General features: G+C 58.6%; 31 protein-coding genes. 15 read left to right on the top strand and 16 right to left on the bottom strand.

The annotated features are described in order from the left end of the window. Positions 1-60 precede the first annotated feature (60 nt). The gene (locus tag LF599_RS10560) at positions 61-690 is read left to right on the top strand and encodes a PilZ domain-containing protein (protein WP_279520717.1); all 630 of its coding nucleotides are present in this window, start codon (positions 61-63) and stop codon (positions 688-690) included. Positions 691-698: 8 nt separating this feature from the next. On the opposite strand, the gene LF599_RS10555 is transcribed toward LF599_RS10560, so the two are convergent. From LF599_RS10555 to LF599_RS10545, 3 genes are all read right to left on the bottom strand, one after another. Continuing rightward, a complete protein-coding gene (locus tag LF599_RS10555; protein ID WP_279520716.1) occupies positions 699-1,604 on the bottom strand; it encodes an NAD(P)/FAD-dependent oxidoreductase in 906 nt (301 codons plus the stop codon). Between the two features lie 145 nt (positions 1,605-1,749). Then, on the bottom strand, positions 1,750-2,532 hold the full coding sequence (locus tag LF599_RS10550) for an HD domain-containing protein (protein ID WP_279520715.1): 783 nt from the start codon (positions 2,530-2,532) through the stop codon (positions 1,750-1,752). A 2-nt stretch (positions 2,533-2,534) separates the two neighbouring features. Beyond that, positions 2,535-2,864: an SHOCT domain-containing protein gene (locus LF599_RS10545; protein ID WP_269942484.1), complete on the bottom strand. Its 330-nt coding sequence runs from the start codon at positions 2,862-2,864 to the stop codon at positions 2,535-2,537. Between the two features lie 189 nt (positions 2,865-3,053). Between LF599_RS10545 and LF599_RS10540 the strand changes: the two genes are divergently transcribed. The 10 genes from LF599_RS10540 (at position 3,054) to lpxC (ending at position 11,878) form a co-directional block, all read left to right on the top strand. After that, on the top strand, positions 3,054-3,452 hold the full coding sequence (locus LF599_RS10540; RefSeq protein WP_269942485.1) for a response regulator: 399 nt from the start codon (positions 3,054-3,056) through the stop codon (positions 3,450-3,452). Between the two features lie 35 nt (positions 3,453-3,487). After that, positions 3,488-4,273 (top strand): TIM44-like domain-containing protein, encoded by a 786-nt coding sequence (locus LF599_RS10535; RefSeq protein ID WP_279520714.1) that lies wholly within the window; start codon positions 3,488-3,490, stop codon positions 4,271-4,273. A 43-nt stretch (positions 4,274-4,316) separates the two neighbouring features. Further along, entirely contained in the window at positions 4,317-5,042 is a 726-nt protein-coding gene (locus tag LF599_RS10530; protein ID WP_279520713.1) for a class I SAM-dependent methyltransferase, read from the top strand. Continuing rightward, on the top strand, positions 5,039-6,766 hold the full coding sequence (locus LF599_RS10525; protein ID WP_269942488.1) for a YcaO-like family protein: 1,728 nt from the start codon (positions 5,039-5,041) through the stop codon (positions 6,764-6,766). The genes LF599_RS10530 and LF599_RS10525 overlap by 4 nt, the downstream gene beginning before the upstream one ends. A 212-nt stretch (positions 6,767-6,978) precedes the next feature. Next, on the top strand, positions 6,979-7,296 hold the full coding sequence (locus LF599_RS10520; protein ID WP_014321317.1) for a TusE/DsrC/DsvC family sulfur relay protein: 318 nt from the start codon (positions 6,979-6,981) through the stop codon (positions 7,294-7,296). Between the two features lie 189 nt (positions 7,297-7,485). Beyond that, complete coding sequence (gene rpmE, locus LF599_RS10515; protein WP_279520712.1) at positions 7,486-7,713, top strand: 50S ribosomal protein L31; 228 nt, start codon at positions 7,486-7,488, stop codon at positions 7,711-7,713. 196 nt (positions 7,714-7,909) lie between these two features. Next, a complete protein-coding gene (locus tag LF599_RS10510) occupies positions 7,910-8,836 on the top strand; it encodes a DUF1385 domain-containing protein (RefSeq protein WP_269942489.1) in 927 nt (308 codons plus the stop codon). A gap of 2 nt (positions 8,837-8,838) precedes the next feature. Continuing rightward, positions 8,839-9,906 (top strand): peptide chain release factor 1, encoded by a 1,068-nt coding sequence (gene prfA, locus LF599_RS10505; protein WP_279520711.1) that lies wholly within the window; start codon positions 8,839-8,841, stop codon positions 9,904-9,906. A gap of 22 nt (positions 9,907-9,928) precedes the next feature. Then, positions 9,929-10,780 (top strand): peptide chain release factor N(5)-glutamine methyltransferase, encoded by an 852-nt coding sequence (gene prmC / locus LF599_RS10500; RefSeq protein WP_279520710.1) that lies wholly within the window; start codon positions 9,929-9,931, stop codon positions 10,778-10,780. Between the two features lie 180 nt (positions 10,781-10,960). Continuing rightward, positions 10,961-11,878: a UDP-3-O-acyl-N-acetylglucosamine deacetylase gene (gene lpxC, locus LF599_RS10495; RefSeq protein WP_279520709.1), complete on the top strand. Its 918-nt coding sequence runs from the start codon at positions 10,961-10,963 to the stop codon at positions 11,876-11,878. A 279-nt stretch (positions 11,879-12,157) separates the two neighbouring features. On the opposite strand, the gene LF599_RS10490 is transcribed toward lpxC, so the two are convergent. The 13 genes from LF599_RS10490 to LF599_RS10430 form a co-directional block, all read right to left on the bottom strand. Beyond that, positions 12,158-12,982: a hypothetical protein gene (locus LF599_RS10490; RefSeq protein WP_279520708.1), complete on the bottom strand. Its 825-nt coding sequence runs from the start codon at positions 12,980-12,982 to the stop codon at positions 12,158-12,160. A 9-nt stretch (positions 12,983-12,991) separates the two neighbouring features. After that, positions 12,992-13,399: a hypothetical protein gene (locus LF599_RS10485; protein WP_269942637.1), complete on the bottom strand. Its 408-nt coding sequence runs from the start codon at positions 13,397-13,399 to the stop codon at positions 12,992-12,994. A gap of 23 nt (positions 13,400-13,422) precedes the next feature. Next, positions 13,423-13,749: a hypothetical protein gene (locus LF599_RS10480; RefSeq protein WP_279520707.1), complete on the bottom strand. Its 327-nt coding sequence runs from the start codon at positions 13,747-13,749 to the stop codon at positions 13,423-13,425. Between the two features lie 3 nt (positions 13,750-13,752). After that, positions 13,753-14,460 (bottom strand): flagellar basal body-associated FliL family protein, encoded by a 708-nt coding sequence (locus tag LF599_RS10475; RefSeq protein WP_279520706.1) that lies wholly within the window; start codon positions 14,458-14,460, stop codon positions 13,753-13,755. Between the two features lie 24 nt (positions 14,461-14,484). Beyond that, a complete protein-coding gene (locus LF599_RS10470) occupies positions 14,485-14,865 on the bottom strand; it encodes a chemotaxis response regulator CheY (protein ID WP_269942494.1) in 381 nt (126 codons plus the stop codon). A gap of 22 nt (positions 14,866-14,887) precedes the next feature. Then, the gene (locus LF599_RS10465; protein WP_279520705.1) at positions 14,888-15,673 is read right to left on the bottom strand and encodes a FliA/WhiG family RNA polymerase sigma factor; all 786 of its coding nucleotides are present in this window, start codon (positions 15,671-15,673) and stop codon (positions 14,888-14,890) included. Then, complete coding sequence (locus tag LF599_RS10460) at positions 15,615-16,442, bottom strand: MinD/ParA family protein (RefSeq protein ID WP_279520704.1); 828 nt, start codon at positions 16,440-16,442, stop codon at positions 15,615-15,617. The genes LF599_RS10465 and LF599_RS10460 overlap by 59 nt, the downstream gene beginning before the upstream one ends. A gap of 17 nt (positions 16,443-16,459) precedes the next feature. Beyond that, complete coding sequence (locus LF599_RS10455) at positions 16,460-17,530, bottom strand: flagellar biosynthesis protein FlhF (RefSeq protein ID WP_279520703.1); 1,071 nt, start codon at positions 17,528-17,530, stop codon at positions 16,460-16,462. Positions 17,531-17,538: 8 nt separating this feature from the next. After that, the gene (gene flhA, locus LF599_RS10450) at positions 17,539-19,638 is read right to left on the bottom strand and encodes a flagellar biosynthesis protein FlhA (protein ID WP_279520702.1); all 2,100 of its coding nucleotides are present in this window, start codon (positions 19,636-19,638) and stop codon (positions 17,539-17,541) included. A 62-nt stretch (positions 19,639-19,700) separates the two neighbouring features. Then, complete coding sequence (flhB, locus tag LF599_RS10445) at positions 19,701-20,771, bottom strand: flagellar biosynthesis protein FlhB (protein ID WP_279520701.1); 1,071 nt, start codon at positions 20,769-20,771, stop codon at positions 19,701-19,703. Positions 20,772-20,783: 12 nt separating this feature from the next. Beyond that, on the bottom strand, positions 20,784-21,572 hold the full coding sequence (gene fliR / locus LF599_RS10440; protein WP_269942497.1) for a flagellar biosynthetic protein FliR: 789 nt from the start codon (positions 21,570-21,572) through the stop codon (positions 20,784-20,786). 123 nt (positions 21,573-21,695) lie between these two features. After that, positions 21,696-22,601 carry a M23 family metallopeptidase gene (locus LF599_RS10435; RefSeq protein ID WP_279520700.1) on the bottom strand — a complete coding sequence of 302 codons (906 nt, stop codon included), beginning with the start codon at positions 22,599-22,601 and terminating at the stop codon, positions 21,696-21,698. A gap of 63 nt (positions 22,602-22,664) precedes the next feature. Further along, positions 22,665-23,414, bottom strand: a complete 750-nt coding sequence (locus LF599_RS10430) for a tRNA lysidine(34) synthetase (RefSeq protein ID WP_279520699.1) — start codon at positions 23,412-23,414, stop codon at positions 22,665-22,667. Between the two features lie 165 nt (positions 23,415-23,579). Between LF599_RS10430 and LF599_RS10425 the strand changes: the two genes are divergently transcribed. From LF599_RS10425 to moaC, 4 genes are read left to right on the top strand one after another with little or no spacing between them, the layout of a single operon-like run. Further along, positions 23,580-24,914 carry a DUF4340 domain-containing protein gene (locus tag LF599_RS10425; RefSeq protein WP_279520698.1) on the top strand — a complete coding sequence of 445 codons (1,335 nt, stop codon included), beginning with the start codon at positions 23,580-23,582 and terminating at the stop codon, positions 24,912-24,914. Between the two features lie 39 nt (positions 24,915-24,953). After that, positions 24,954-25,181 (top strand): DNA-directed RNA polymerase subunit omega, encoded by a 228-nt coding sequence (gene rpoZ / locus LF599_RS10420; RefSeq protein WP_269942500.1) that lies wholly within the window; start codon positions 24,954-24,956, stop codon positions 25,179-25,181. Positions 25,182-25,190: 9 nt separating this feature from the next. Further along, positions 25,191-26,306 (top strand): molecular chaperone DnaJ, encoded by a 1,116-nt coding sequence (dnaJ, locus tag LF599_RS10415; protein ID WP_279520697.1) that lies wholly within the window; start codon positions 25,191-25,193, stop codon positions 26,304-26,306. Positions 26,307-26,309: 3 nt separating this feature from the next. Beyond that, positions 26,310-26,789 (top strand): cyclic pyranopterin monophosphate synthase MoaC, encoded by a 480-nt coding sequence (moaC, locus tag LF599_RS10410; protein WP_279520696.1) that lies wholly within the window; start codon positions 26,310-26,312, stop codon positions 26,787-26,789. The last annotated feature ends 46 nt before the right edge of the window (positions 26,790-26,835 follow it).

The raw sequence follows: 26,835 nt of genomic DNA, 5'->3' as shown, positions 1-26,835 counted from the left end.
CGTGTATATATAATTGCGGGCGGAAAGGCCATAGTTTATTGAAGGGATAAGGAGGGCTGTATGGATATCGGCGTCGGCGACAACATACTCCTCGAAGTGTCCACGTTCGAGGACCGTTTTATCGCCTTTGTATCCGGCGTTGGCCGGGACGGCAGCCTGGTGGTCCGCGCCGAGGTGCCTTCTGCCGTTCTGGACCGGATCGAGGCCGACGTCTTTGCCGAAGTCCTTTACGTCTATGATGGCGAGTTGCTCTGTTTCGATACCCGTATTTTGAGCGTTGGCGGTTCGCCGGACGCGCACATCGAGTTGGCGGCCCCGCAGGCGGCATTTGACGCCGAAGAGCGCGGCGAACCTCGCTATGCCTGTTTTTTCCCGGCGTCGGTGGTTGTTGGGGAGCGTGTCGTCAACGGAGTTGTCGAGGACATCTCCGACAGTTGCGCACGAATCCGTTTCCCGGTCTCAAGCCGGGACGATTTTCCCATCGACAAGGGGGCTGAGGTCTTGCTGACGATTAGGCCTTACGGTGTGAAGGGGGCCGTGGTGTCCGTCGATTGCTCCGTGTTTAAGATGTTCATGAAGGATCATGAGCGGTATGCCGTCCTGAGCTTCGAAAACGACGAACCGGACACCCGCGAGCGGATATCCGGTTTCATCAAGGCCCGAGTCTGCTGCCGCATTTCGGGAGACTAGCGTTCCGACTAGTTCAGTTCCAGTTTTTTGGCGTAGGTGGCGGTTTCGATTCCGGCCACGCATCCTTCGCCCACGGCCTTGGCCATTTGCAGGGGCGGGCCGCAGATGTCGCCCGCTGCATATATGCCGGGCACATTGGTGCGCTGTTTTTTGTCGGTTTCGATATATTTCATGTTTTCGTCCAGTTGCACTCCGAGCATGGCGGTCAGCTCCAGCACTCCCTTGGCGCCGAGTTCGATGAATACCCCGGAGACCGGCTGCGTGGTGCCGTCGTCCAGAAGCACGGACTCGACCGCGTTCTCGCCGACTATTTCCTTGATGCTCACGCCTTCATGGACTTTTACGCCCGTGTCGACGAGCTGTTGGCGCAATCCTTCGTTCACATCCAGCTCGGCGCAGTAGAGGTGCACTTCGCTGGCGAAGTTGGTCAGAGCCACGGCTCCACCGGCGGCGGCGCTGCGGCAGCCCGCCACGGCCACCACTTCGTTGCGGTAGAAGCCCGCGTCGCAATCGACGCAGTAGCTCACCCCCTTGCCGAGAAGCTCTTTCTCGCCGGGGACGCCCAGCTTGTTGCGGTTGGAGCCCGTGGCGAGGATGACGCTTTTGGTCCGGACAATGTCCCCGGATTCCAGCTTGAGGGAAAACAATTTGCCTTCGGGTTCGATGGCGAGCACATCCTCGTCCCGAAATTCGGTGCCGAAGCTCTCAGCCTGTGCACGGCCTTTTTTCAGGATTTCCTCGCCCGTGATCTCGATTTGGCAGCAGTAGTTCTCGACATGGGCCCAGTAGAGGCTGGAGTTGTCGATGCGGCCGAGCATCAGGGTTTTGACTTTCTTGCGCGAGGCATGAATGGCGGCCTGTAGGCCGCCGGGGCCGGAGCCGAGTATGGCGACGTCGTAAAGTGTGTCGGACATGGGAATTCTCCTGTGTTCGGATAGAATGCGTTATCGAAAAGGATAAGCATTCGCGACAGGATGTAAAGCATCCATCGGGAGAAAGGGAGCGGCCGTTCGCCGTGGCGGATTTTTACGGCCCGGGTGTCTCGCGGCGGGATTTCGTTCAGCGTCGGGCCGAGGCTGCGGCTTGCAGGTGGCGGAGCACCTTTTCTTTCAGCGCACTGATGTCATCGTTTTTCGGCAGCATCCCGAACGTGCGCGCCACCATGCCGCGATCAAGCAGCAGTCGGGCCGAGGTTCCGTAGGCCAGTGAAAAGAGCCACCCCGTCATGAGAAGCAGGAAGTCCTTGTCGTAGCGCATCAGTGAGTAGTCGCAGGAGCCGCCGGACATGACCGCGTCGAGAACGGCCGGGGTGTAGCGTGTGGGGTGTTCCTCAAGCTGAAGGACGACCACCCGGTCCGGTGAGTCCGGCTGGCTCAGGTGGTCCAGGACCACGCCGAAGATGTCGACCTTGTCCGCGTCGCGGGCGACGTTGACCATGGTGGCCAGGACGCCTTTCAGGCCGGGGTTGACCTCTTTGGCGTTGTGCAGGCCAACGGCGGCCCGGATAAGCCGCCATTCGTCGTGCGTGAACCCGCCGGGAAGGTCGAGGGTGCGCAGGGTGAGCACACCCATGCGTCCGTGGTTGATCGATTCGGCATCCTTGAAGGTCCCGTATCGGGCGAACTGCGGAAACCGTCCGATGTCATGGTACAGGGCGGCCATGGCCGCGAGGTCGGCGGTGCGGCCGTCAATGCCCTCGCCCTTGATGATGGCCATGCCGTTGTCCAGCACCCGCATGGAGTGGTCAAGCTTCAGGCGGATGTGGTAGTCGCGGCGATTTTCACCGATGAGGTGGCCTTCGGCGAATTCCCTGACCAGGCGGACATGGTCGGACAGGGGCATGGTCAATCCTTGAGGCCCTTCATCTTGACATTGTATTCCATCTCGGAAATTTCGCCTTTCGCAAACATTTCTTCAAGTTCGGCCCGTTCCTGTTCGGTTTCGCGCCGGGCCTCTTCCTCCAGTTCCTTGTCCCGGAGCGGACCGCCGGGGCCGAAGAGCACACGGAGAAAAAGGAGGACCACACCGATGATCGCGGCGACGAAAAGCATCCGGGCCGCTGCGGGCAGGATGTGTTCGCCGTAGCCGGAGTTGAATGGCCAGGCGCGCCACTGGGGGCTGTCCAGGAAATCGAAAAAGCCGCCGAGAATGGCGGGGATATGTGAAAAGTCCATGCGTTCGTTCCTCCCGCACGTCGAGGTTCGCCGTGGCCTGTTCCTACGTTGCAAATGCTTTCAGGGCAAGTCCCGGTCGCGGGCGGGGACCGTCGCGGTTGATTATAATCGGGCAAGGCGTAGCTCCCTGCCCGTTGAATTTCTTGTGAGTTTGATGTATCTTCCGCCCGGTAAAGGAGGGGTGTCGTAATGCGAATTCTCATTGTGGAAGATGAATTTACCAGTCGCAAGCTGTTGACCGCTCTTCTGTCCGATTTCGGCGAGTGCGATACTGCCTCCGACGGCGTTGAATGCGTGGATGCATTCCGTCGGGCTCTTGAGGACGGGCGACCCTATGACCTGGTCTGCATGGATATTATGATGCCTAACAAGGACGGTCATCAGGCTCTCAAGGATATCCGCGCCATGGAGCAGCAGGCGGGCGTTTCCGCCGCCGATGAGGCCAAGGTCATCATGATTACCGCCCTGAACGATCCGAAGACCGTGGTCCGCGCCTATTACAAGGGCGGCGCGGCGGCATACCTGCCCAAGCCCATCGAGGTGGAGAGCCTTTACGCCATTCTGCGCAATCTGGCGTTCATCGATTGATTGCCTGTCTTTCGACTTTGTTTTACGAAGTACTCATGCACAACGTCATTCATGCTATCGCGCCGGGCCCGGTTGCCCGTCTGGCTCGTTGCCTGACCGCGTCCGCCCTGGTCCTGCTTACGGCCACCCCGGCCCTGGCCCAGGACGCGACCTCCGGCCGCACCGGCAGTGTCCTGAATATCCTTCTGCTGGCGCTTATCGCCTATTTCCTGGTCCGCGCCTTCAGGCGGCGGTCGGGTGGCGGAGACAATACTCGTCCCGGCCAATGGAGCCGACCCGATGATTCCGCTCGTCCCGACGACGGCTCCGCTTCCGGCAAAGACGGCCAGTCCGGCGGGGAACAGTCCAAGCCCGCCGCCATGGACCGCCACGAGGCCGCCCGCCGTACCTGGGATATGCTCAGCTCCCAGGGGCAGGACAAGCCCGCGTCCACCACGCCCACCGGTGCGCCGGTCCGGGCGGACGGGTTCGACGAAGCCGAGTTCCTGGAGGGAGCCAAGCTTCTTTTTTCGCGTTTCCAGCAGGCCAGGGACAAGGAGGATTTCGACGCCATTCGGGATTTCCTGTCCGACGAGGTCTATAGTGACGCCGTGGCCGCGGGGGAACGTCCCCGGACCGACGTTATGCTGGTCTCCGCCCGACTCCTGGAGGTGAAGACCGAAGGTGACCTGACCACCGCCTCCGTCCATTACGACGCTCAGTTGCGTGTGGGCGAGGAGGGCCGTCCGGTTCAGCATCGGACCGTATGGGAGTTCGACAGCAACGAATCCGTGCGCGGCGGTCTGTGGATTCTGGAAAAAATCAATTCGATCGTTCAATAAAAACACAGCCTCCTCTTGAGGCTTACCGTTCCCGGAGGGAAACATGGCGGATACCGTTTTCGACCTGGATCAGCCTATTGGTGCGCTCATCGACGTCGCGGTTCGCGAGTTCGGCGAAGTTGGCTTTGAAACCGTGACCATAGGTGACATGAATCTGGAGGTTCTCCAGGTTCTGCACATGCAGAAATATCTCGACAAACTGGTGGACAAGAGCAGGTCGGGCAAGACGATCAAGCTGCCCCTGTGGGCCAAGGTCTGGCCGTCCTGTCTGGTGCTTGGCTACACCCTGACCCGGTTCCCGTTCGCTCCCGGCAGCTCAATCCTTGAGGTGGGCGCGGGTTGTGCCGTCGACGGCATGGTCATGGCCAAGCTCGGCCACAAGGTGACCGTCACCGATGTGGAGCCTTTCGCGTTGCTCGTCAGCCGGATCAACATCCTCAAGAACGGCCTGGACGGCAAGGTGGACATTCGGCAAGTCGATTTCACCCAGGATGTGCTGGGACGCCGTTTCGATTATATCATCGGCTGCGAAGTCCTTTACGAGGAGGCCGTTTACGAGCCGCTGGCCGACTTTCTGGACGCGCATCTGTCCACGTCCCCGAAGGCCGAGGTGCTCATGGCCATGGATAAGAAGCGGCAGGGCCGGAAGTTCTTCGACAAGGCGGACGGCATGTTCGCCATGATGAAGTCCGGCGCAAGTTATAAGGATAATGAGACCGGCGAAGAGAACATCGTCAACCTGTTCCGGATGAAAAGGAAGGGGGCATGATGGAACTTGGAAATTGCCGAAAATCCTTTACCACCGATCAGGACAAGGCGTGCAGCCCGGTGGAGACCGTTACCCGCGTAAAGGGAATTCTGGCTGAAAAATGCCGGGGCGTTCTGGCCAAGACGGATCGGGTCGACACCGGAAGGCTGGGGATTCCGGTGTTCGTCAGCGAGTGTGGACCGGAGGCCCGCGAGGTCATGCCCACCCGCAAGCAGATGGGCAAGGGCGCGTCCCCTGAACAGGCTGAAGCCTCCGCGCTTATGGAGCTGGTGGAGCGGTTTTCCTATTTCAGCTTCTGGGCCTCTCCGGCCAACTTCACGGAGCTGACCTGGTCCGAGGCGCAGAAGATGTGGCCCGGGCAGGTCATGGACATCGGGCAGATCATTCGCTCGGTGGACGAGGACCTCGATCCCGACAAGGCCGTACGACTCATGGACCTGCTGCGCTGGAAGTTCCATCCCGCGTTGAACGTGCTCTCCGGCAAGGAGGAGTATGTTCCCCTGGATTGGTTCAAGAAGCTTAATGAGTTCAACGGGTCCTCCGCAGGCAACACCTTCGAGGAGTCCATTGCCCAGGGAGCGTGCGAGCTGGTCGAGCGCCATGTCTGCGCCCTTATCGACCGCAGCCGTCAGGTCACGCCGACCATTGATCCCGCTTCCAGCGATGATTCGGTTCTGCGCCGCCTGTTGGACTGCTTCGAGCAAAACGGCGTGACCATCATCCTCAAGGATTTCTCTCTCGGCCACCCCGTTCCCACCGTCGGAGCCGTCGCCTGGGATCGCAAGACCTTTCCCGCCCTGAGTGAGATAGTCTTCACTGCGGGCACCGCATCGTCGCCGGTCAAGGCGGCCATCCGCGCTGTGACGGAAGTGGCCCAGTTGGCGGGCGATTTCGAGACCAGCCGCGTCTATGAGGCGTCTGGACTGCCCAAGTTCACCGAACTCGACCAGATCGAGTGGCTGAAGGAAGGGGAGGTCGTTCCGCTCGATTCCCTGCCTTCGGTGGAGGACTCGGACATTTACAATGAACTGATGGCCCTGGCCGGTGGACTCGCGGATATGGGGCGCACCCTTTATTCCGTCGATACCCGGCACCCGGAGTTGATGGTCACGGCCAACTACAACTTTGTGCCCGGTTTCGATTTCCGCGAGCGGACCCCGCATCGCTCCATAGGGTTGTTCGTGGGCCGCATTCTGGCGGAGGACGCCGATTTCGACGAGGCCCTGGAAGGGCTGGACGTGCTTGAGGATGTCTATCCGGGTGCGTACTTCCTGCCTTTCTTCCACGGTCTTCTGGCTCTGCGTATGGGCGATCCCATGTACGCGGCCGCACGGTTCGAGGAATCCGTGGACTTGCAACCCGCCGACGCCGAACGCGGTCTGGCCGTCTTTTATCAGGCCTACGCCCTGTCCCAGGCCGAGGAGTGGGAGGACACCGTCGGGCTTTTGGATCGGGCCATCGAACTGGACCGCGAGTGCCGGGAGTTCTTCAACCTGCGCGGCGTGGCGCATTTCAAGGGCGGACGGTACGAACTTGCCGCCGCCGACTTCAAGGCTTCTCTTGATATCGACAGCGGTTCGCCGCATGATTTGGCCAACCTCGGCCTGTGTCACAAGTTCCTGGGTCACCGCGAGGAAGCGGCCGATTACCTTCAGGCTGCTCTCGATATGGACCCGACCTTGGATTATGCTCAAAAACATTTGAACGAACTTCTGGAATCCTAGTTTGTTACGGGCGTCCTTTCAGATCGTTTTTTGTTGTATTGAAATGTGCCGAGTACTTGACAAGGTTGGGGAGTCGACGTAATGTCCCCACACGGTTTTGAGCCGTGTCTTTTAGTTTGCAGCTAAGCAGCGGATCGCTGTTTATTTGGATAAGGTCGCTCCGACGGTTGCGCGGAGCTACAGCAAGAGAAACATCCACTTAGGAGGATACAATGGCTGTTGTTGAATTCCAGGGCTCTTCTTTCGAAGTTGACGAAGACGGCTTCCTGCAGAAATTTGAAGACTGGACCCCTGTTTGGGTCGAATACGTGAAGGAATCCGAGGGCATCAAGGAGATCTCCGAGGACCATCAGAAAGTCATCGACTTCCTGCAGGACTACTACAAGAAGAACGGCATCGCTCCGATGGTCCGTATCCTCTCCAAGGTCACCGGCTTCAAGCTGAAGCAGATCTACGAGCTGTTCCCGTCCGGACCGGGCAAGGGAGCCTGTAAGATGGCCGGTCTGCCCAAGCCCACCGGCTGCGTCTAGTTCTCATCGAACTCGACAGTTCAAGGCGGGTGCTTCGGCTCCCGCCTTTTTTGCGCCCGGGTGGAACGGGGCGGCTGAGTAGCCGAAATGCGGCGAGGACCGGGAAAAACTGATAGTTTTTGCTTGCCAATCGGTGGGGCAGTGCGTATAAGACCGAGTTCCACGCACAAAGAATGACAGGAGATAGTCATGAAAAACAATATTCATCCCAAGACTTACATGGCAAAGGTTCGTTGCCACTGCGGTTACGAGGCCGAACTGCTGACCACCAAGGGTGAGGCGTTCGAAGTGGAAATTTGCTCCAACTGCCATCCCTTCTACACCGGCAAGCAGCGTTTTGTGGACACCGCCGGCCGCATCGATCGCTTCCGCAAGAAGTACGGTGATCTGAGCACCCTGGCCGCCAAGTCCAAGTAGCTCTTTTTTTCGGCGCAAGCCGAGACCATATGCCTTCGTTGGGGTCGTGTACCCTTCGGAGGCATATTGTTTTATCCGGTGCTTTACAACGGGCGGGGAATCCTTAATTCTCCGTAGTACGGGGCATGGCGTCAGCCGCCTCGGTCCTATTTCATTACCGGAGGGTATCTACTTGAAACTGCGAGGAATTCTGACGATGGCCGCTCCCCAATCCGTGGGCGGTCAGGCTGTGATCGAAGGCGTCATGATGCGCGCCCAGGACAAACTTGCCATTGCCATCCGCAAGGCGGACGGCGAAATCGTCACCGATGTCCGGCCGTGGTATACCATGGTCAAGCATCCCTTGCTCAAGAAACCCTTCCTGCGCGGCTTTCCCATCCTCATCGAGACCATGGTTAACGGCATCAAGGCCCTTAACTATTCCGCCGTGCAAGCGGCCGATGACGGCGAGGAGGAAGGCGGCGAACTGACCACCTGGCATCTGGTGCTGACCATGGTGCTGGCCCTGGGCGCCGCCCTCGGACTGTTCGTGGTGCTTCCGCATTTCCTGTCCGTGGGCATGGAGATGCTCGGCCTGGGCGGCGATGTGGATTCCCTGAGTTTCCACGCCTGGGACGGGCTGATAAAGATGATCGTCTTCGTCGGCTATATCCTGGCCATTTCCTATATCCCGGACATCCACCGGGTTTTTCAGTATCATGGGGCCGAGCACAAGGTCATTTGGACCTGGGAAGAGGGCAAGGCACTCTCTCCGGCGTCCAGCCGTTTTTATAGCCGTCTGCATCCGCGCTGCGGCACCGCTTTCCTGTTGTTTGTCCTGGCGGTGTCCATCATGCTTTATGCCGTGTTGGTGCCGTGGCTTCTGACGTTCTATTCTCCGGAACATTTTATCGTCAAACATCTGTACATCGTCGGCATGAAGCTCATTCTTATGATTCCGGTCAGTTGCGTGGCCTACGAGATGATCAAGTTCGCCGGCAAATACAGCAAGAACGGTCTGTGCAAACTGATGTGCTGGCCCGGGCTGATGATGCAGATGCTGACCACCAAGGAACCCGACGACAGCCAGCTTGAGGTGGCTATTGCCGCCCTGCGTTGTGCCGTCAATGCCGAGGAGTGCTGATTATGTTTGGCAAGCTTGAAGAGATTGAGGAAAAATATGTCAAGTTGGAGCAGGAGCTTGCTCAACCCGATATTTTCAACGACCAGGAGCGTTACAAAAAGGTCTCCAAGGCCCATGCCGATCTGGGCGAGGTAGTTGAGGTCTTCCGCAAGTACAAGCAGCTTTCGCAGGATCTCGAAGACAACCGAGAGATGATGGGCGACTCCGACCCGGATATCCGGGACATGGCCAAAGCCGAACTTGAGGATATCGAGGAGCGCCTGCCCGTGCTGGAGGATCAGCTCAAGGTCCTGCTGCTGCCCAAGGACCCCATGGACGAAAAGAACATTATTCTTGAAATCCGAGCGGGTACTGGCGGCGACGAGGCTGCATTGTTCGCGGCGGACCTGTACCGCATGTATACCAGGTATGCCGAGATCAACCGCTGGAAGGTCGAGGAGATGAGCGCCAACCACACGGGTTCCGGCGGCTACAAGGAAGTCATCGCCTCCATTTCCGGCGACAAGGTCTACAGCAAGCTCAAGTACGAGTCCGGCACTCACCGGGTGCAGCGCGTTCCGGCCACCGAATCCCAGGGCCGTATCCACACCTCGGCCGTAACCGTGGCCATCATGCCCGAGGCGGAAGAGGTGGACGTGCATATTCGTCCCGAGGATCTGCGTGTGGACGTGTTCCGTTCCTCCGGTCCCGGCGGTCAGTCGGTCAACACCACAGACTCCGCCATCCGCGTGACGCACATTCCTTCCGGGTTGGTGGTCATCTGCCAGGACGAAAAGTCCCAGCACAAGAACAAGGCCAAGGCCCTCAAGGTTCTGCGCTCCCGTCTGTTGCAGGTCGAGCAGGACAAGGCCAAGGCTGAGGAAGAGGCCGCCCGTCGGAGCCAGGTCGGGTCCGGCGACAGGTCCGAGCGTATCCGCACCTACAACTATCCCCAGGGCCGCGTGTCCGATCATCGCATCAACCTGACCCTGCACAAGCTTCCCCAGGTCATGGAGGGCGAGTTGCAGGAGTTGACCGATGCGCTGATAAGCTACTTCCAGGCCGAAGCGCTCAAGCGGCAGGGCGATTAAGCCTCCGCGCCGAGAAACTCCGGTGCCCCGAAACATTCAGGATGTTCTCAGGGATTGCGAGTCCCGCCTTGCAGGCGTGGACTCGCCCCGTTTGAGCGCCGAGCTGCTGGCTGCCCACGCCCTCTGCTGTTCGCGCCTGTCCCTGAACCTTGAACGCGGCAGGACGCTGACCGACGAAGAGTTCGACGCCGTGGACGCCCTGGTGTCGCGCCGCGAGGCCGGTGAGCCGGTGGCCTATATTCTCGGTTCCAAGGAATTTTACGGCCTTGATTTCGCGGTTTCGTCCGCAGTGCTCATTCCCCGCCCCGAAACCGAGCATCTCGTGGAGGCCGTGGAAGAGACCTACTCCAAGGAGTTCCCTTTTCTTTTTGCCGATCTCGGCACCGGGTCCGGCATTCTGGCCGTGACCGTTGCGTCACTCTTCCCCTTGGCTCGCGGTACGGCCGTGGACATCAGTGCGGACGCCCTGAAAGTGGCTCGCGCCAATGGGGCAGCCCATTGCGTAGGGGATCGAATTGCATTTCATCTGCTCGATTTCACCAGGGAAACTCCGGAAGGGGAATTCGATCTCGTTCTTTCCAATCCCCCTTATGTGACCGAAATTGAGTTTGAGGAGGCCAGCCGTGAAGTCACCGGATTCGAGCCCACAGGCGCTCTGGTGAGCGGGGCGGATGGGCTCGATCACATTCGGGCGATGCTTCCTGGAGTCGTGGCCATGCTCAAGCCCGGCGGTCGTTTTTTCATGGAAATTGGCTGTGGGCAGGGGCAGGCGATAATAGATATTATTACTGAAAAATTCCCGCAATTCGAGTCGGTTGAGGTGCGAAAAGACCTTGCCGGGCTGGATCGTGTTGTGGCCGCGCGAAAGAAATAATCGTAGAAATGCAACACGATCGTTTGATTGGTGTTGTAAAAAAACGAAGATTCGTGTGAATGCAACACGCGTTTTAATCGTTGAAAAACATAAAAGTCATTAAAATCAACAAATTGCATTGCTATAGTGTCGTGGCATTATTCTTGCTTTATCGTGATTGGTTAATCAACCGGAGGAATAATGTCACAGACAACTATACATAGATCAGTACGTTGCACCGGAATCGGACTCCACAGCGGAAAACAGGTGGATATGGTTCTTCGGCCCGCAGCGGAAGACACCGGCATTCTGTTCGCACTGCGCGATGGTTCCGGGTCCACTTTCCTCACTCCCGCCCCGTCCCTGGTCGTCGAGACCAGCCTGGCCACGGTGCTGGGTGACGGACGCGAGACCGTGGCTACTGTCGAGCATCTGCTCGCCACCATCAACGGCATGGGCATCGACAATATCCATATCGAGGTGTCGGGCAAGGAAGTGCCCATCATGGACGGCAGCGCCGCCTCCTTCGTCTACCTGCTCAAGCAGGCCGGAGTTCGCAGGCTGAACAAGCCCCGCAAGGTCATGGCCATCAAGAAAGCTCTGGATTTCGAGCAGGACGGCAAGTACATCAAGGCTCGCCCGTACGACGGCTTGCGGTTGGATTACACCATCGAGTTCGCCCATTCGCGCATCGGCCGCCAGCACTTGTCCATGGAGATCACCCCCGAGAACTTCTCGCAGCATCTCGCCAAGGCCCGTACGTTCGGTTTCCTCAAGGAAGTCGATTACCTTCATGCCAATGGTCTTGCTCTGGGCGGTTCTCTGGACAACGCGGTCGTTCTGGATGAGTACAATATCCTCAACGCCGAGGGACTGCGTTTCGAAGACGAGTTCGTGCGTCACAAGATGCTCGACTTTGTCGGCGACATCGCCACGTTTGGTTCGCGTCTCCAGGGCAGCTTCGAGGTCTTCGCCTCTGGTCACGCCTTGAACAACGCCTTCCTGCGTCATCTGGACGAGAACCGGGACCTCTATCTGGAGGAAAAGTCCCAGTCGGCTCCAGTCGCCGAGGAGGCCATCGGCCGCGAACGGCTTCAGCCTGTTCCCGCCATGGCCTAGTCCACAGCAATAGATTAGGAAGAAGGCCCGCCTGTTGGCGGGTCTTTTTTTATGTCTTGCGCGAGGTCCTAGGCTAATCCTGGCGAATGGGCACTTCGTTTGTGGGGACAATTCCGGTTCAGAGTCGGCAAAGAGTGGCGAAAGCCGGTTGATCTGGGTCTGCTTCGTGCTGCCGCTTAGCGTTTGTCCGCCACCGGGATCTGATTTGGGGATGCTCAGGAGGCCACTGGGCCGCCGTAGAAGGCAAGCTACCATGGAACGGCGGGGGAGGTTCGGCTCTTATCTGAAAAGCAATTCCGCGAGGATGCCCGCGTGGCTTGTTCGGGGCAGCTTCCCGATGCCGAGGTGCTGAACATTGAATGCGGCGTCGGGATGTCGGCGGGAGCCGAGATAGCGCGATAAGGCTTCGGCGTGTTCCGGATGCTGAAGCAGGACCCGGCAGGACAGCGTGTCGGGATTCGCGAGGAATTGCACGCGGGTCAGTCCCATCTTGTCGTGTTCGAATTCAACGATGGTTTCGGTCAGTTGGGATGTCGCCTCGCATGTTTTCACAAAGGTGATTTGTCGGCGGGAAGAGGGGGCGAGCCACGGCTGATAAGCGAGGTGTCCTTTATTGGCCGACTCCAAGGCCTTGGACAGGGGGTGGACGCAGTTGGCCGCGTCTAGGTAGGCTGCGTAAAGGTCGGGAGTTTGGGCAAGCAGGAGAAGAAATTCGGGCTGGGTGAGTGGGCGTTCGGAAAGGCCTGCCTGCGCGAGCGCGGGCCGAAGACGGTTTTCAAAAAGCGTGCGGGCCGAATCGAAGTCACTGACAATCCCCAGGGCGTTTGCGGCCGCGCCCCCGGCCCCTGCGGACAACTCCTTGAGGATGATTTTCGGAGTGAGTTGCTGGATGAGGAAGAGTAGTCTGCTGCCTTCCGGGTGCACGGTTTCGAGCTGTGCGAGCAGGCGTTCGCCGTCGATCTCCACCCAGGCCATGGAGTCGGGCAGATTCTTGAGGAGTACACCTCGTACTTTCTGGCCGGGCCGGTGTCGATTGCGAAAACGATCGGACCGGCTGCCGCCTCCGCCGTATGATCCGGAGTTGCCTGAACCGGAGATGCGCATGACGCGGACCTATGCCTGGTCTATGATGAGCTCGACCTCCTCCAGCCCGAGGCCGGTGGATTTTGCGAGTTGCATCGGTGTTTTGCCGGAACGGTGTCCCTGGATGATTATTTCACGCATGAATTGCGGAGACTTGGCGTATTCGCTGGCGAGCTTGACGAGTTTTCCGAGTTCGTCGGCCTTATGCTCCAGTTGGGAATTCAAGGCAACGAGCTCCTGCTGGCGCTGTTCAAAGGTGGCCACCAGTTCGTTTTCCAGTTGCGTGTTGAATTGAAGACGCTTGATGAATTCCTCCTGTCGGGCGTGCAAGCCGTTCAGAAGCGTTTCGGATTTCCGCAGTCGGAGGAAGAAGACGATGACGACGCCGAGGAGCACGACTTCGCTGAGAGAGAAAAGAATGATGAGCAGATCGGACATGATATGGCTTGCCCTTTTCGGGGTCAGATTTTGACGTTGACGATGTTGCCGGACCAGGGGGAGCCGTCCGAGGCGCCGGTTTCAGGGGTGTCCTCGTCCCGTTCCCGGTCCTTGCGTTCCGAGGCGGCCTCCTGCCGCTGATTGTCGTGGCCGTCGCGGTCCACGGGATCGGTGGCGGTCTTCTTTTGAACTTGCTGGACCGTGCCTTCGCGCTGGCGGAGTTGCGCCTGGATAAGCGGGCCGAAAAGCAGTCGGTTGATTTCCGGTTTGGCCTTTTCCGCATGGGCGATTTTCTGCACGAAGGGCAGTTGAGATATGAGAATGGGCAGGTCCAACGGCGTGGAGCTCATGGATCACCTCACAAGATATTGTTCGAACATCAATGTGTCGAACTGGCCGAACCCCATGTACTGGTTGACGATTACCAGCAGTTCTCTTTTAAGTCTCTCACTGTTCTCCTTATCGGACAGAAACTGGAGATTCTTATTCTTGAGATAATAGAACAGAGCGTTGCGAACGGCAAACGTCTCCTGTTTGAACTGTCGGGCCAGTCCTTCGTCCTCGGTGGACAGCAGAATGCTGATTTCAAGGAACCGTATGTCGCCCTTCTTGTCGTGTTGCTCAATGAGGAACGGGTCGAGCTTGATGATGATCTGTGGCGTCTCTTCCACAGCCGGTCCCGGCTCGGGGATATCCGTTTTTTCCGCGGTCGGAGGAGGTGGCGGAGGGAGTTGCGTTTCGGGTTCGCGCAGGAGGAGGATGGCAATGACGATAAGAAGGACGAGAATGACGCCCAGGCCCATGAGTACGAATTTGTTCTTGAGCAGGGCCGCCAGACCGGGCTTGGTCTGGGCCTTGTCCCCGGCGAGGAGCGGAGTTTCGACCTCGACGTCACCGATTTCCTCTTCCTCTTCCTCATCTTCGAGGAAGGGGGCGTCATCGAGGTCGAGGTCGACCTTTTGCGTGGCTCTGCTCGTCGAAGCGTCGTCCAGCTCCGCTTTTCGTTGTTCAGCGGGAGCGTCGGTTACTTCATCGGCATCATCCGGGACGAGCAGAACCATGGCATACGCCTAACAGCTACGAATTTAGGCGAAGATTTTTTCGATCTTCTGGCCCAGGGTCTCGGGAGTGAACGGCTTGACGATGTAATTGGACACCTTGGCCTGGACGGCCTCGATGATGTTTTCCTGCTGGGCCTCTGCGGTGACCATCAGGAAGGGGATGTCCGAATACTCCTCGCTGGCGCGCACCTTGCGGAGCAGTTCGATACCGGACATGGTGGGCATGTTCCAGTCGGAAACGATGAAGTCGATGTTGTCCTTGTTGAGCGTGTCCCATGCTGTGGAGCCGTCGTCGGCTTCGACGATGTTGTTGAAGCCCAGTTGGCGCAGGATGTTCTTGATGATTTTACGCATGGTGGAAAAATCGTCTACAACCAGGATGCGCATATTGGTATCGTACGCCATTGAAAGTCTCCTTTCATGAGTTCTACTCGTTTTCGTAGCGAGCTCTGAACGTTTTTCTCAATTTATTCAAGGCCTGGGAGTGAAGCTGTGAAACGCGGCCCTCGGTTATGTCCATAACCTCGGAGGTCTCCTTCATGTTCAACTCCTCCCCGTAATAAAGAGATATGACCAATTTTTCTCTTGGAGTCAATTCTTCAATGAGATTGGCTACTTTGTCAACAATCTCCTGGAAGGCGGCCGACTGGAACGGCTCGTTGTCGGTCATTTTTTTTGGGCCGATGAGATTGTCCTGGAAGGAATCGAGACTCAGGCAGACCTGGTTGTTCAGGGCCTCAAGCCCCTGCTGCACTTCCCGGTCCGACATGCCGGTGAGTTCGCACAACTGTTCGGTGGTGGCGGGAGAGCCGGTCTCGTGCTCGATCTGGCGCATGGAGTCCTCAAGCACCTTGACCTTCTGGCGCAGCCCCCTGGAGAACCAGTCCATGCGCCGCAGTTCGTCGAGCATGGCCCCCTTGATGCGGTTCTCCGAATAGGTGTCGAATTTGATCCCCAATTCCGGGTTGAACTTTCCGAGGGCGTCCAAAAGGCCGAGGCTGCCCGCGCTGATGAGCTCGTTGAGCTCGACGCTCTGTGGCAGCTTCGCCTTGAGTCGCAGGGCCAGGATGCGGATTTTGGGCGAGTAGTATCGAACGATGTTTTCCCGGTCCCTCGGCGAAAAATCGTCCCAATGCCTGACGCCTTGTTCCAGCTCAAGCCACGGATCGTTCATGGAAGAGGAGCTTCTTCCAGAAGAATTTAATATTGCCATCGGTGTTGGGGGTTACTTGCCAGGTTTTGATCTTCTGGGCCGTCTGACGGACTGCCACGCTGGCCGGGGTCTTGGGAAATTTGTGGCAGAACGGAGTCTGCGCGATGACCGAGTTGCGCACGTTCTGGTCGAAGGGCACGAATCCGACAAGGTCGAGGGAGATGCCGTCGAGGAAATGATCGCAGGCGTTCAGGAGCTTGAGGTACACCTCGCGGGCCATCTTCACGTCCTTGACCATATTCACCAGCACCCGGAATTTTTCCACTCCGTGGTGGAGCTTGAGGACCTTGATGAGCGCGTAGGCATCGGTCAGGGATGTAGGCTCGGGGGTGATGATGAGCAGCCGTTCCTGCACGGCGAGGTTGAAATAGAGTACATTGTCGTTGATGCCCGCGCCCGTGTCCACGATCAGGTAGTCCACGTTGTCCTCGAGGGAGTCCATGGCGTCCAGCAGGTCGAGCTTCTGTCCCTTGTCCAGGTTGACCATGTCGCTCACGCCCGACGAAGCCGGGAGGATGCGGAACCCGTAGGGGGTGTCGTAGAGAATCCGGTCCAGGGTCATGTCTTCATGGAACAGATGGAAGAGGTTGTACTGGGGCGCGAGTCCGAGGATGACGTCCACGTTGGCCAGGCCCAGATCAGCGTCCAGGAGGACCACCTTCTTGCCTGCGGCGCTCAGGGTGTAGGCCAGATTGACCGACATGTTGGTCTTGCCGACGCCTCCTTTGCCGGAGGTGACGGAGAGGACCAGGGGAAGATGCGAGCTCATAACGTGTGTCGTGCTCCTTAGGGTTGTTTGTTGCCGTCTGGCAACGTGCGCATGAACATGAGCCGCCAGATCATCTCTTCCGAGGCCGGGCGGATGCTGTTTTTGATGCCCGGTCCGTAGGACAGGGCGGATACCGGCAGTCCGCTGGTGAACGCCAAGTTCAACACTGCTCCGAATGTACAGGCTTCATCGAGTTTCGTCCAGATAACGCTTGCTAGTTGTTCACTTTTGTATTTGTCCACGAACCGTTCGAATTGGGCCGTGCTGTAATAGGGGTTCATGACCAGGTGGATCGACAGGTCGCGGCAGTCGTCCAGGCCGTAGAGGCGTGTCCACTCTTCAAGAGTCGTTTGGCCTGACAGGCCGGGCAGGTCGATGAGGATCATGTCGAACTGCCGGGACTCCTCCTGAAGCAGGGCGAAGTCCTCCTTGGTGATGATTTCGCGGAAGGCCAGGCCGCTCAATTCGGCGTAATGCTTGAGGACCAGACGGCCCTTGCCCCGGCCGCCGTCGGCGGTGGCCAGACATAGCCTCATGCCGGGGCGCTCCTTTTTCATGCGCAGAGCGAGTCGCACCAGGCTGGACGTCTTTCCGGCGCCACCGGGTCCGGCAAAGGCGTGAAAAGTGTTGGTCCAGGTCTCGGCTCGGAACGGAGTCGCCTTGATGAGCGGGTCCAGAGCGGTCATCACCGGGCAGTCGCTGGTCTCGCGCATGGTGCAGTAGATGTGGGTCAGAACACGCTCGTTTACCTCTTCTCGCTCCAGGTATTCCAAGGCGATGCGCTGCTTCGGCGTGAGCTTGGACGGGTCCATCTGCGGCTTCATCAGCGCCATGATCTGCCCCTTGATCTGGCTCCATTCCCGCTGCCAGCCCACCGAGTCGCACAGGGCGGCGTCCACCACGCTTTCTTTGCTGTGCCGCTGCGGGCGGACAGGCGCGCTTTCCACCGCGGCTACGATTTCGCAACACTTGCATCCGTTTTCAACGACGGTTTTGTTGGACAGTATCACGGCCTCGTTGCCGAGTTCGGATTTGACCTTGGCGAAGGCGGCCGTGGAGGTGGCGGCCCTGTACGTCTTCATTTTCATAATGGGTCCTAGATTTCAACGGTTGCGACTGACTGGATTTTGACGTCCGCCGGAATCTCGGCCTGGGAAATGACCGGGAGCGTCGGGATGAACCTGTTCAGAAGTTGCGCCAGTTGCGATCTGATCTGCGGGATGACCAACAGGATGGGTTGGCCGTCGGCCACCATGGCGTCCTCGGTGGAACGGTTGATGGCCTGGATGATCTGTTGCGCCACGCCGGGCTCAAGGGCCAGGTAGCCGCCTTGTTCAGCCGGACGCATGGCATGGTTCAGAATTTCGTCGATCTTCGGGTTCAGGGTGATGATGGGCAACACTCCGTTCTCGCCGAGATACGGTTTGACGATGGTCCGGCCCATGCGGGCTCGGACATACTCCGTGAGCTGCGTGGGGTCCTGGGTGGCTGTGCCGTAGTCCGCGAGGGTTTCCACGATGGTCAGGAGGTCGCGGATGGACACGTTTTCCTGGACCAGGGATTGGAGGACCTTCTGGACGCCGCCGAGGCTGAGCACTGCGGGCACCAGGGATTCCACAGCCTTGGGAGCGCGCTTGGAAAGGTTGTCGAGCAGCTCCTGGGTTTCTTGCCGCCCCAGGAATTCGTGCAGGTTGCGCCGGAAGACCTCGGTAAGGTGCGTGGCGATGACCGTGGACGGGTCGACTACTGTGTACCCCGCCAACATGGCCTCTTCCTTCTGGGCTCCGGGAATCCACACGGCCGGAAGGTTGAAGGCCGGCTCCACGGTTTCCACGCCCTCGATGCGGTGTCTGGCGTCGCCTGGGTCCATGGCAAGGTAATGGTCTATGAGCAGTTCGGCGCTGGCCACGGGGTTGCCCTTGATGAGCACGCGGTATTCGCCGGGCTTGAGCTGCAGGTTGTCGCGCAGGTGCAGGGACGGGATGACCACGCCCATGTCCAGGGCGAACTGGCGGCGGATGGAGCGAATCCGCGACAACAGGTTGCCGCTCTGTTCCTCGTCCACCAGGGGGATGAGTCCATAACCGACTTCGAGTTCCAGTTGGTCCAGGGGAAGCAGGGCCTGGACTTCCTCCGGGGTGTCCAGAGTGGCGGGCTGCTTCTGCTCCTTTTCCTCCTGCTCCACGGCGAAACCGTGCTGCTGTTTGGACGAAATGTGCCCGACGCCGAAGACAATGGTGGCCAGGGTCAGGAAGGGCAGGGTGGGCATTCCGGGAACGATGCCGAAAATGACAAGGATGCCGGAGACGAGCTTGAGAGCCCTGTGATGGAAGGAAAGCTGTCCGATGAACTCCTCGCCCATCTTGGCTTCGGCTGCCGCGCGGGAGACGATGATGCCCGCCGAGGTGGAGATGATGAGCGAGGGGATGGTAGCCACCAGACCGTCACCGATGGTCAACAGGGTGTAGGTCTGGGCCGCGTCCATCCACTCCATGTCCTTCTGGAGCACACCGATGAGAAAGCCGCCGACGATGTTGATGGCCGTAATCATCAGGCCAGCCTTGACGTCTCCGGAAACGAACTTGCCCGCACCGTCCATGGCGCCGTAAAAGTCGGCTTCACGACGCAGGTCATCGCGCTTCTTGGTGGCCTGCTCCTCGTCGATCAGTCCGGCGTTGAGGTCGGCCTCGATGGCCATCTGCTTGCCCGGCATGGCGTCCAGGGTGAATCGGGCGGCGACCTCGGCGATACGGGTGGTACCGGTGACGATGACGGTCTTGTTCAGGATGAACAGGATCATGAAAATGACGATGCCGATGACGTAATTGCCCCCGACCACGAATTCACCGAAACTCTGAATGACCGAACCGGCGGCCGATGTGCCTTCGTCGCCGTGCAGCAGGATGGCTCTGGTCGTGGCCACGTTCAGGGCGAGCCGAAGCAGGGTGGTGACCAGCAGCAGGGACGGGAAAATGGAAAATTCGAGGGGCGAGGTCATGAACATGGACGTCACAAGGATGACCAGTCCCAGGGAAATGGAGACCGAGAGCATGAAATCGATGAACGGGGTGGGCAGGGGGATGAGCATCACGAAGAGGATGACCACCACACCGCCCGCGAGAAGGATGTCGCCCTGCTTGGCGAATTTGGCGTAGTCGATTTTCGGAATAGCGCTCTTGGCAGAAGGTTGGGCCATGTTTTTGACACCTCTCGGACGGTTGGGCTTTTACTCCCGTGGAGGTTGTCAGGTCCCCGCAATTACTGACGATGCTTGAATTTCTCCAGCTTCGCCAGGATTGCGGCCACGGCCTGAAACATTTCCTCCGGGATGGTTTCACCGATTTCAACCTGTTTATACAAAGCCTGTGCCAAGGGGCGGTTCTCTTCGATGGGGATGGAGTTTTCCCGCGCAACTTCCTTGATTCGTTCGGCAACCTTGTTCACGCCTTTTGCCAGCACAAGGGGAGCGGGAGCTTTTATGGGGTCGTATTGCAAGGCCACCGCGTAGTGGGTCGGGTTGGTGATGACCACGTCCGCCTTGGGAATGTCCTGGAACATGCGCGAGGCCATCACCTCCATCATCTTCTGACGCTGCTTCTGTTTGATCTTGGGATCGCCCTCGGCCTGCTTGCGTTCGTCCTTGATTTCGTCCTTGGTCATCTTGATCTGTTCTTCGTAGTTCCAACGCTGATACCAGAGGTCGACGAGGGCGATGACGAACATGGGAATCAGCGCGTAGCAGACCATCTTGTAGCCGACGGACAGGATGAAGACGAGGATGCCCTGGACGTTGGCGTGAAACAAGGGCAGCAGGTTGGGCAGTTCTTGTCGGATGACTATGTAGGGGGCTATGGCCACGGCCATTGCCTGGAGGATGCTTTTCGCCAGCTTGATGAGGGCATCGGGGCTGACCATAATTTTTTTGATGCCGCTCATAATGTTGAAAAGCTTGCCGAATTTCGGTTTTAGCGGCTTGGATGTCCACAGTGAGCCCACCTGTAGGCGCATGGTCAGAAACGATACGAAGGCGATGACCAGCATGAACGGCACCACCAGGAGCGCCATTTTCTGCAAGCCCCAAGTGAACAGCGTGTAGGCCATGGGCTTGTCGACGGTGAAGTTGATCGCCTCCAAAAAGGTCCAACGGTAGATCTCGGTGAATTGGTCGCTGTAGAAGCCGATCATGGCGCGCAGGATCAGCACGCCGGACAGCAGGACCATCACTTTGGTAATTTCGTCACCCTTGGCGACGTTGCCTTCCTCGCGCTGCTTTGTCCGCCGTTTTTCCGTGGCTCGTTCGGTTTTACTCGGATCTTCCTGGCCTATCATGGCTAACGCTCCTTATGGGATGGTGGAAGTTCCGAATTTCATGAGGTTTTCATACATATTGCTCAGGCCGCTCAGGAAGTCGCCCACATACAGGGCCATGATGCTGAAGATGAAGCCAAGGAAGAAGAATCCCACGGTAATTTTGATGGGGAAGCCGAGAATGAGCACATGCATTTGCGGCGCGGCGCGGGAGATGAGCGCCAGGGAGAGATCCACCAGGAACAGGGCGGCCATGACCGGGGCCGCGATCTTGATGGCCAGGGTGAACATCAGGTTGGAGAAATGAAAGATGTCTTTGGCCAATTCCGGGTGAAGCAGGAGCGTTCCCGGCGGGATGTACTGGAAGCTCATGCCCACGGCCTTGAGGAGGTACAGGTGGCCGTTGAGGACGAAAAACGTCAGCATGGTGCACATATAGAGGAAGTGGGCCGAGACCGCGTTGCTCGTGCCGGTGATGGGATCGACCACGTTGACCATGGCGAACCCCATCTGGAAGCCGATGATCTGGCCTCCCAACTGGACTGCGGCGAACAGAAAATTGACGAGCATCCCGAGGATCAGGCCGAGCACCAGTTCGCCGAGGAACATGATGAGGATGTTCCAGCCGGTGGGCATCATGGAGCCGGGAAAGGAAAGTTGCGGCCATAGCGCCATGGAAAGTACCAGGACGAGGGCTCCCTTGACGGGCCTGGGAATGGACGCCCCTCCGAAAAAGGGCAGCAGAAAGAGCACGACGCTGATGCGGAAGAGCGTCAGGAAGAAGCTGAGCATGTCGCCCGGGTTGAATCCGAAAATCTCCATTGCCAGACTCAATGCAAAACCCGAACCAAGTCGGGTTTCATCCGGTTCGGCCCGCAAAAGACAGGCCCTTTTGGAACATCACATTCCAAAAGGGCCTGGGACATTCGCGAACCGAGGGCCGGTTTAGTTGAGGATGTACCGCTTCGGGTTCACCGGCACGCCATTCAGGCGAACCTCGTAGTGGAGGTGGGGGCCGGTGGAGCGACCCGTGCTGCCGACGTAGCCGATGAGCTCGCCTCTCGTGACCTCTTGACCGCTCTTGATGGCTATGCGGTTGAGGTGCGCGAACCGGGTGGACAGGCTTGAGTTGTGCTTCAGGCGGATGGACAGGCCGTAGGAGCCGTCGCGTCCGGCGAAGGTCACTGCCCCGCGGGCCGGTGCGTACACCGGGGTGCCCCTGGGGGCGGAGATGTCCAGACCCTTGTGGAATTCACGCTTCCCGGTGAAGGGCGAGGAGCGCCAGGCGAAGCCCGAGGTCACCCAGCCGGATGTCGGCCAGATGGACGGGGTGGCTTCGAGGATGTTCTGATTGCTGCGCAGGGTATGCATGATCTCCTGCTGGCGGACCTCTTCAAGACGCGCCTCCACATTCAACTGGCGGAGGAATTCATGCATCTTGCGGGCAAGGAGTTCCTGGCGATAGAGGGGCAGGTATCCTTTGGAAAAATTGTCGTTGGCGGGACCGCCCTTGGGAGCCGCGGCCTGGCTGCCGTCCTGGTCCAGATTTATCATGACCCGCAGCTTGGAGTCGAAGTCCCGGATGCGGTTCAGGTTGCCTTGCAGTGCGGTGATTTTTTGGGAGAGGCTCAGTAGCTGGGTTTTCTGTTCTTGGACGGTTTTCTCGGCGATGTTCAGACCCTGTTCGATGCGCGAGTGCTCGGCATAATTTTTCCAAAGGATCACGTTGCCGGCGGCCATGGTGACGGTCATCAAGACAAGGAATGCGATAAACCAGCCTCGAAGCTGGAATTTCCTGCACGACCCCTGTTTGTCCTTAAAGACAACTATGTGGTATTTTCGGAAAAGCATTACCTTTCCAGGATGTTACATGTTTTGTAGAGCAGCCAGCTCTGAGGCTTGTGTACTTTTAGTCTAGACTTTTTTGCTTGTCAAGTCGACTTGTTGTCTTGTTACAGCATTGAAGATATTGTTTTTTATGCGTTTATCGTGACGCCACATGGTCCGGAGCCATTCGTGTATTTCATCACGTTTGGTGAAGCCGTTCGAGGGGCAGACGTTTTCCCATATGGGCAGTTCCCACTGCGTGGCCGCTTTTATGACGGTTTTCTTGTCCAGGAGCATGGTGGGTCGGATAACATTCAGTTTGCCGCCGAAAAACGGTTCGTTGGCCGACAGGCCGTCCGCGCGACCGTTCTGGACCATGTTCATGAAGAACGTGACCACGTTGTCGTCCGCGTTGTGGCCGAAGGCGAGGTGCGTCAGGCCGTAGTCGCGGCACAGTTCGAAGAGCCGCTTGCGGCGCTGCATCGCGCACCAGAAGCAGGGCGAGTTCTTGCGGTTTTCCTCGGTGTGGGCGCGGGGGCCGAAGTCGGTCAGCTCGATGTGCGCGGCCAGACCGTTGTCGGCGCACCACCTGACCAGCGGCTCGTGCGATTCGGGTGAGAACCCGGGATTTACATGCAGGACCATGAGTTCCACGGGGAAAGGCATGATGGCCTTGCGGATGGTCATGACCTTGAGCATGAGGAAGCTGTCGACCCCGCCGGAGATGGCCAGGCCGATGCGCGCTCCTTTCGAGACCATGTCGGTTCGCTGCATGAGCTTGCCGGTGGCTGTGACGCATTTTTTCTGTGCAAAGGTGAGTTTGCCCCATGAGGCCATCTGTCTTTCTTCCTTTCTATCTGGTATGCAGGGCGGGCCAGCTAAGGGGGATAGTGTATTCCCGCTTGACTTGCAAGCCCCTTTGGGGCAGCTTTACAAGCTTTCGCGTCACGGTCCGGAAGGTACGCCCGAGGCCGAACAAGGTCCCCCCGGAGGATGCCTGTTTTGAGACGTTTATTGTTCCTTGTCGCCATTGTGCTCGCGGCCTCGCTGGCCGGGGGCGCGTATTGGTACAGGACGAGCGTGGATGAACGCGTCGCATCGTTCCATTGGCTGGGGCATCCCTTGGACAAGGCCGAGTCCGTGCAGGTGGTTATGGGGAGTGACGTTTATACTCTCGTCGCCCGGGACCGCCTTTGGGACATGCGGATTCCCGGCGGGGAAGGGAGCGTTTCGGCCAAGGCGTTGCGCGGCCGGGTCCGGGACTATCTCGAAAGGATATCTCAACTGGCTCCGCTGCTTTCGCTGGAAGGAGAGCAGGGCGATGTGCAGCGGCAGTACGGTCTCGAAGAGCCTGGCCTGATGCTTGTTGTCCGTCTCAAGGATGTGAACGCCCCCTTGAGCCTCCGTTTCTCGAAGGATGAAACCGGCAGGACCTACGGCTGGAACTCGGAGACGCCCGATCTGGCGTTCGAGTTCGTGGGCGATGTATACGAGCAGCTCGCGCTTCCGGCAGCCTATTTCCTCGATACCAGGGTCTTTCGTTTCAACGAGGAGAAGGTCAACCAGGTGCAGCTTGTCCAACCCTTCGGCTCCAGTTGGGTGGTGAAGCGCGGAAAGAACGGATTTTACTTTACCCTGCCCGGCTATCTCAAGGACAAGGAGGCGGCCGATTCCGAGCTCAAGCTCTACGTTCACGCTCTTGCTCTGCTTCGCGCGGGCAAGCTGGTGCTTGAGCCCGAGGCGGAGGGCGAGAAGGGGATGGCGGCGCTGACCATCAAGGTCTGGTCCGGGAACGCCAAGAAGCCCTCTTCGGTGGAGTTCTTTCCCATCGAGGGTGATCCCAAGCATTTTTACGGGCGTTCGTCCTGGCTGACTGTGCCTTTTCTGCTTGATGCGGAAAGCGTCAGCCAGCTTGTGAAGAGCGCGTTCGACGTTCAGGGCCGGAATGTGTTTACCCTGGATATCGGCCAGGTGGCCACTTTCGTCGTCACCAACGGGGAGCGTCGCTATGCCGTGGTGCGGGAGGACGCCGGATGGCGGTCCGTGGGCACGGAAAAAGTCATTCCCGGCATTGACATGGCGCTCTGGCGATTTACTGAATTACAGTTTGAGGCGTTGCCGCTGAACAACCTGGCCGCCACTGCTGTGAAGCTCATGCACTGCCGCCTGCTGGACCGCGACGGGAACGAGTTGAAGGAGATAACCTTCTACGCCGACCCGAAGCTGCCTCAGGGGCAATGTTGGATGAAGAACGGGGACGGAATGTATTATCCCGTTTCCGCGCGGCTGCTTAAGGACCTGCAGGGCATGTTCCCGGCCGGCCCGATCGTGGAATAGAAATAACGGCGCTTCAAACGAAGTCTCAAGGAGAATATCATGGCAAGGATCACCGTAGAAGATTGTTTGGCAAAAGTGAGCAATCGTTTTCTCATTACCCAGATGGCCATCAAGCGGGTCAAGCAGTACCGCGAAGGGTATGAGCCTCTGGTCGAAAGCAAGAACAAGGAAGTGGTCAGCGCCCTGCGCGAGATAGCGGCCTCCAAGGTCATTCCGGATACCTCCACCGACCTGCATCTCCATTCTTCCGAAACCGAGGAAGCCTAGTACCCGACCATGTCCAAGCGCGACTATTACGAAGTCCTGGCAGTGGAGCGGACCGCCACTCAGGACGAAATCAAGACGGCATATCGAAAGCTGGCCTTCAAGTATCATCCCGACCGCAACCCGGATGATCCGGAAGCCGAGTCCAAGTTCAAGGAGGCCGCCGAGGCCTATGAGGTCTTGGGCAACCAGGAGAAGCGTCAGACTTACGATCGGTTCGGCCACGACGGCATGAACGGTCACGGCTTTTCCGGTTTTTCCAGCAACGAAGACATCTTCGGGGCCTTCAGCGATATCTTTGGCGAGGTCTTCGGATTCTCCTCTGCGGGCCGTGGCGCCAACCGGCCCAGAGGTGGTTCCGACCTCCGTTACAACCTGGAGATATCCTTCAGGGAAGCCGCCAAGGGTACCGAGGTCGGCATCAAGATACCCGTGGAAGTCACCTGCGAGGATTGCGACGGCAGCGGGGCGGCTCCCGGCTCCTCGCCCGAGACCTGCCCCCAGTGCGGCGGGTCCGGGACCGTGCAACAGTCCCAGGGCTTTTTCCGTATTTCCGCCACCTGTCCCCAGTGCCGCGGCACCGGCAAGCTGATTACCGATCCCTGCGACACCTGCATGGGGCGCGGGACGGTCATCAAGGACAAGGACCTCAATGTCCGCATCCCGGCCGGTGTGGACAACAACTCCCGCCTGCGCTTGCGTGGCGAGGGCGAAGCGGGCGTCAACGGCGGCCCTCCGGGCGACCTCTACGTGGTCATCCGGGTCGCGCCGGACGAGACCTTCGAGCGTCAGGGCCAGAATCTTATCATCAGCCGTGAAATCTCCATGGTCGAGGCCGCGTTGGGCCATCGGCTCGAAGTGCCCACCTTGGACGATCCGGTGAACCTGGACATCCCCAGCGGTACTCAGTCCGGGGAGATATTCCGACTGCGTGGACTGGGTTTGCCCCATCTGGGTTCGACTCACAATGGCGACCTGCTCGTGGAAGTTCGCGTGAAGACGCCTTCCCGCCTGAACAGCCGCCAGGAGGAATTGCTCCGTGAGTTCGCCGAGATCGAGACCGGAAAATTGAGCAATCGGGCCAAAGGGTTCTTCAAGAAGGCCAAGAGCAAGGTCATGGGAGAGTAGACGATGGCAGACGGTTTTTCGCATATGGATCAGGACGGCAATGCTCGCATGGTGGACGTGTCCGCCAAGAACGACACGAATCGCACCGCGATAGTCCGGGGGCTCGTCAGACTTGCGCCGGAGACCATGAGGCTGCTCAAGGAGAACGCGCTGCCCAAGGGCGACGTGTTGACCACGGCCAAGATCGCGGGCATTCAGGCCGCCAAGCGCACCGCCGACCTCATTCCCATGTGCCACCCCCTGCCCATCAGCTATATCGACGTCCGCTTCAATGTGGCGGACACCGACTCGACCATCGAGCTTGAATGCGAGGTTCGCACCGCCTACAAGACCGGCGTGGAGATGGAAGCCCTTATCGGCTGCCAGGTTGCGGCCGCTACCATCTACGACATGTGCAAGGCGGTCCAGAAGGACATCGTCATCGACAATTGCCGTCTGGTTTTCAAATCCGGTGGCAAGAGCGGGACCTTCCGGGCCGAATAGCCGGACGCATCGAACAGAGAATGCAAAAAGCCCCGTCGGGTTATCC

The organism is Pseudodesulfovibrio thermohalotolerans, from assembly GCF_021353295.2.
Classification (GTDB): Bacteria; Desulfobacterota; Desulfovibrionia; order Desulfovibrionales; family Desulfovibrionaceae; genus Pseudodesulfovibrio; species Pseudodesulfovibrio thermohalotolerans.
Note: the sequence above shows the minus strand (reverse complement) of the source record. Positions and strands in the feature narration are given on the sequence as shown.

Excerpts from the sequence above, each read along its gene's own strand:
- LF599_RS10560 (WP_279520717.1), top strand. The coding sequence starts at position 61 with ATGGATATCGGCGTCGGCGACAACATACTCCTCGAAGTGTCCACGTTC.
- LF599_RS10555 (WP_279520716.1), bottom strand. The coding sequence starts at position 1,604 with ATGTCCGACACACTTTACGACGTCGCCATACTCGGCTCCGGCCCCGGC.
- LF599_RS10550 (WP_279520715.1), bottom strand. The coding sequence starts at position 2,532 with ATGCCCCTGTCCGACCATGTCCGCCTGGTCAGGGAATTCGCCGAAGGC.
- LF599_RS10545 (WP_269942484.1), bottom strand. The coding sequence starts at position 2,864 with ATGGACTTTTCACATATCCCCGCCATTCTCGGCGGCTTTTTCGATTTC.
- LF599_RS10540 (WP_269942485.1), top strand. The coding sequence starts at position 3,054 with ATGCGAATTCTCATTGTGGAAGATGAATTTACCAGTCGCAAGCTGTTG.
- LF599_RS10535 (WP_279520714.1), top strand. The coding sequence starts at position 3,488 with ATGCACAACGTCATTCATGCTATCGCGCCGGGCCCGGTTGCCCGTCTG.
- LF599_RS10530 (WP_279520713.1), top strand. The coding sequence starts at position 4,317 with ATGGCGGATACCGTTTTCGACCTGGATCAGCCTATTGGTGCGCTCATC.
- LF599_RS10525 (WP_269942488.1), top strand. The coding sequence starts at position 5,039 with ATGATGGAACTTGGAAATTGCCGAAAATCCTTTACCACCGATCAGGAC.
- LF599_RS10520 (WP_014321317.1), top strand. The coding sequence starts at position 6,979 with ATGGCTGTTGTTGAATTCCAGGGCTCTTCTTTCGAAGTTGACGAAGAC.
- rpmE (WP_279520712.1), top strand. The coding sequence starts at position 7,486 with ATGAAAAACAATATTCATCCCAAGACTTACATGGCAAAGGTTCGTTGC.
- LF599_RS10510 (WP_269942489.1), top strand. The coding sequence starts at position 7,910 with ATGGCCGCTCCCCAATCCGTGGGCGGTCAGGCTGTGATCGAAGGCGTC.
- prfA (WP_279520711.1), top strand. The coding sequence starts at position 8,839 with ATGTTTGGCAAGCTTGAAGAGATTGAGGAAAAATATGTCAAGTTGGAG.
- lpxC (WP_279520709.1), top strand. The coding sequence starts at position 10,961 with ATGTCACAGACAACTATACATAGATCAGTACGTTGCACCGGAATCGGA.
- LF599_RS10490 (WP_279520708.1), bottom strand. The coding sequence starts at position 12,982 with ATGCGCATCTCCGGTTCAGGCAACTCCGGATCATACGGCGGAGGCGGC.
- LF599_RS10485 (WP_269942637.1), bottom strand. The coding sequence starts at position 13,399 with ATGTCCGATCTGCTCATCATTCTTTTCTCTCTCAGCGAAGTCGTGCTC.
- LF599_RS10480 (WP_279520707.1), bottom strand. The coding sequence starts at position 13,749 with ATGAGCTCCACGCCGTTGGACCTGCCCATTCTCATATCTCAACTGCCC.
- LF599_RS10475 (WP_279520706.1), bottom strand. The coding sequence starts at position 14,460 with ATGGTTCTGCTCGTCCCGGATGATGCCGATGAAGTAACCGACGCTCCC.
- LF599_RS10470 (WP_269942494.1), bottom strand. The coding sequence starts at position 14,865 with ATGGCGTACGATACCAATATGCGCATCCTGGTTGTAGACGATTTTTCC.
- LF599_RS10465 (WP_279520705.1), bottom strand. The coding sequence starts at position 15,673 with ATGGCAATATTAAATTCTTCTGGAAGAAGCTCCTCTTCCATGAACGAT.
- LF599_RS10460 (WP_279520704.1), bottom strand. The coding sequence starts at position 16,442 with ATGAGCTCGCATCTTCCCCTGGTCCTCTCCGTCACCTCCGGCAAAGGA.
- LF599_RS10455 (WP_279520703.1), bottom strand. The coding sequence starts at position 17,530 with ATGAAAATGAAGACGTACAGGGCCGCCACCTCCACGGCCGCCTTCGCC.
- flhA (WP_279520702.1), bottom strand. The coding sequence starts at position 19,638 with ATGGCCCAACCTTCTGCCAAGAGCGCTATTCCGAAAATCGACTACGCC.
- flhB (WP_279520701.1), bottom strand. The coding sequence starts at position 20,771 with ATGATAGGCCAGGAAGATCCGAGTAAAACCGAACGAGCCACGGAAAAA.
- fliR (WP_269942497.1), bottom strand. The coding sequence starts at position 21,572 with ATGGAGATTTTCGGATTCAACCCGGGCGACATGCTCAGCTTCTTCCTG.
- LF599_RS10435 (WP_279520700.1), bottom strand. The coding sequence starts at position 22,601 with ATGCTTTTCCGAAAATACCACATAGTTGTCTTTAAGGACAAACAGGGG.
- LF599_RS10430 (WP_279520699.1), bottom strand. The coding sequence starts at position 23,414 with ATGGCCTCATGGGGCAAACTCACCTTTGCACAGAAAAAATGCGTCACA.
- rpoZ (WP_269942500.1), top strand. The coding sequence starts at position 24,954 with ATGGCAAGGATCACCGTAGAAGATTGTTTGGCAAAAGTGAGCAATCGT.
- dnaJ (WP_279520697.1), top strand. The coding sequence starts at position 25,191 with ATGTCCAAGCGCGACTATTACGAAGTCCTGGCAGTGGAGCGGACCGCC.
- moaC (WP_279520696.1), top strand. The coding sequence starts at position 26,310 with ATGGCAGACGGTTTTTCGCATATGGATCAGGACGGCAATGCTCGCATG.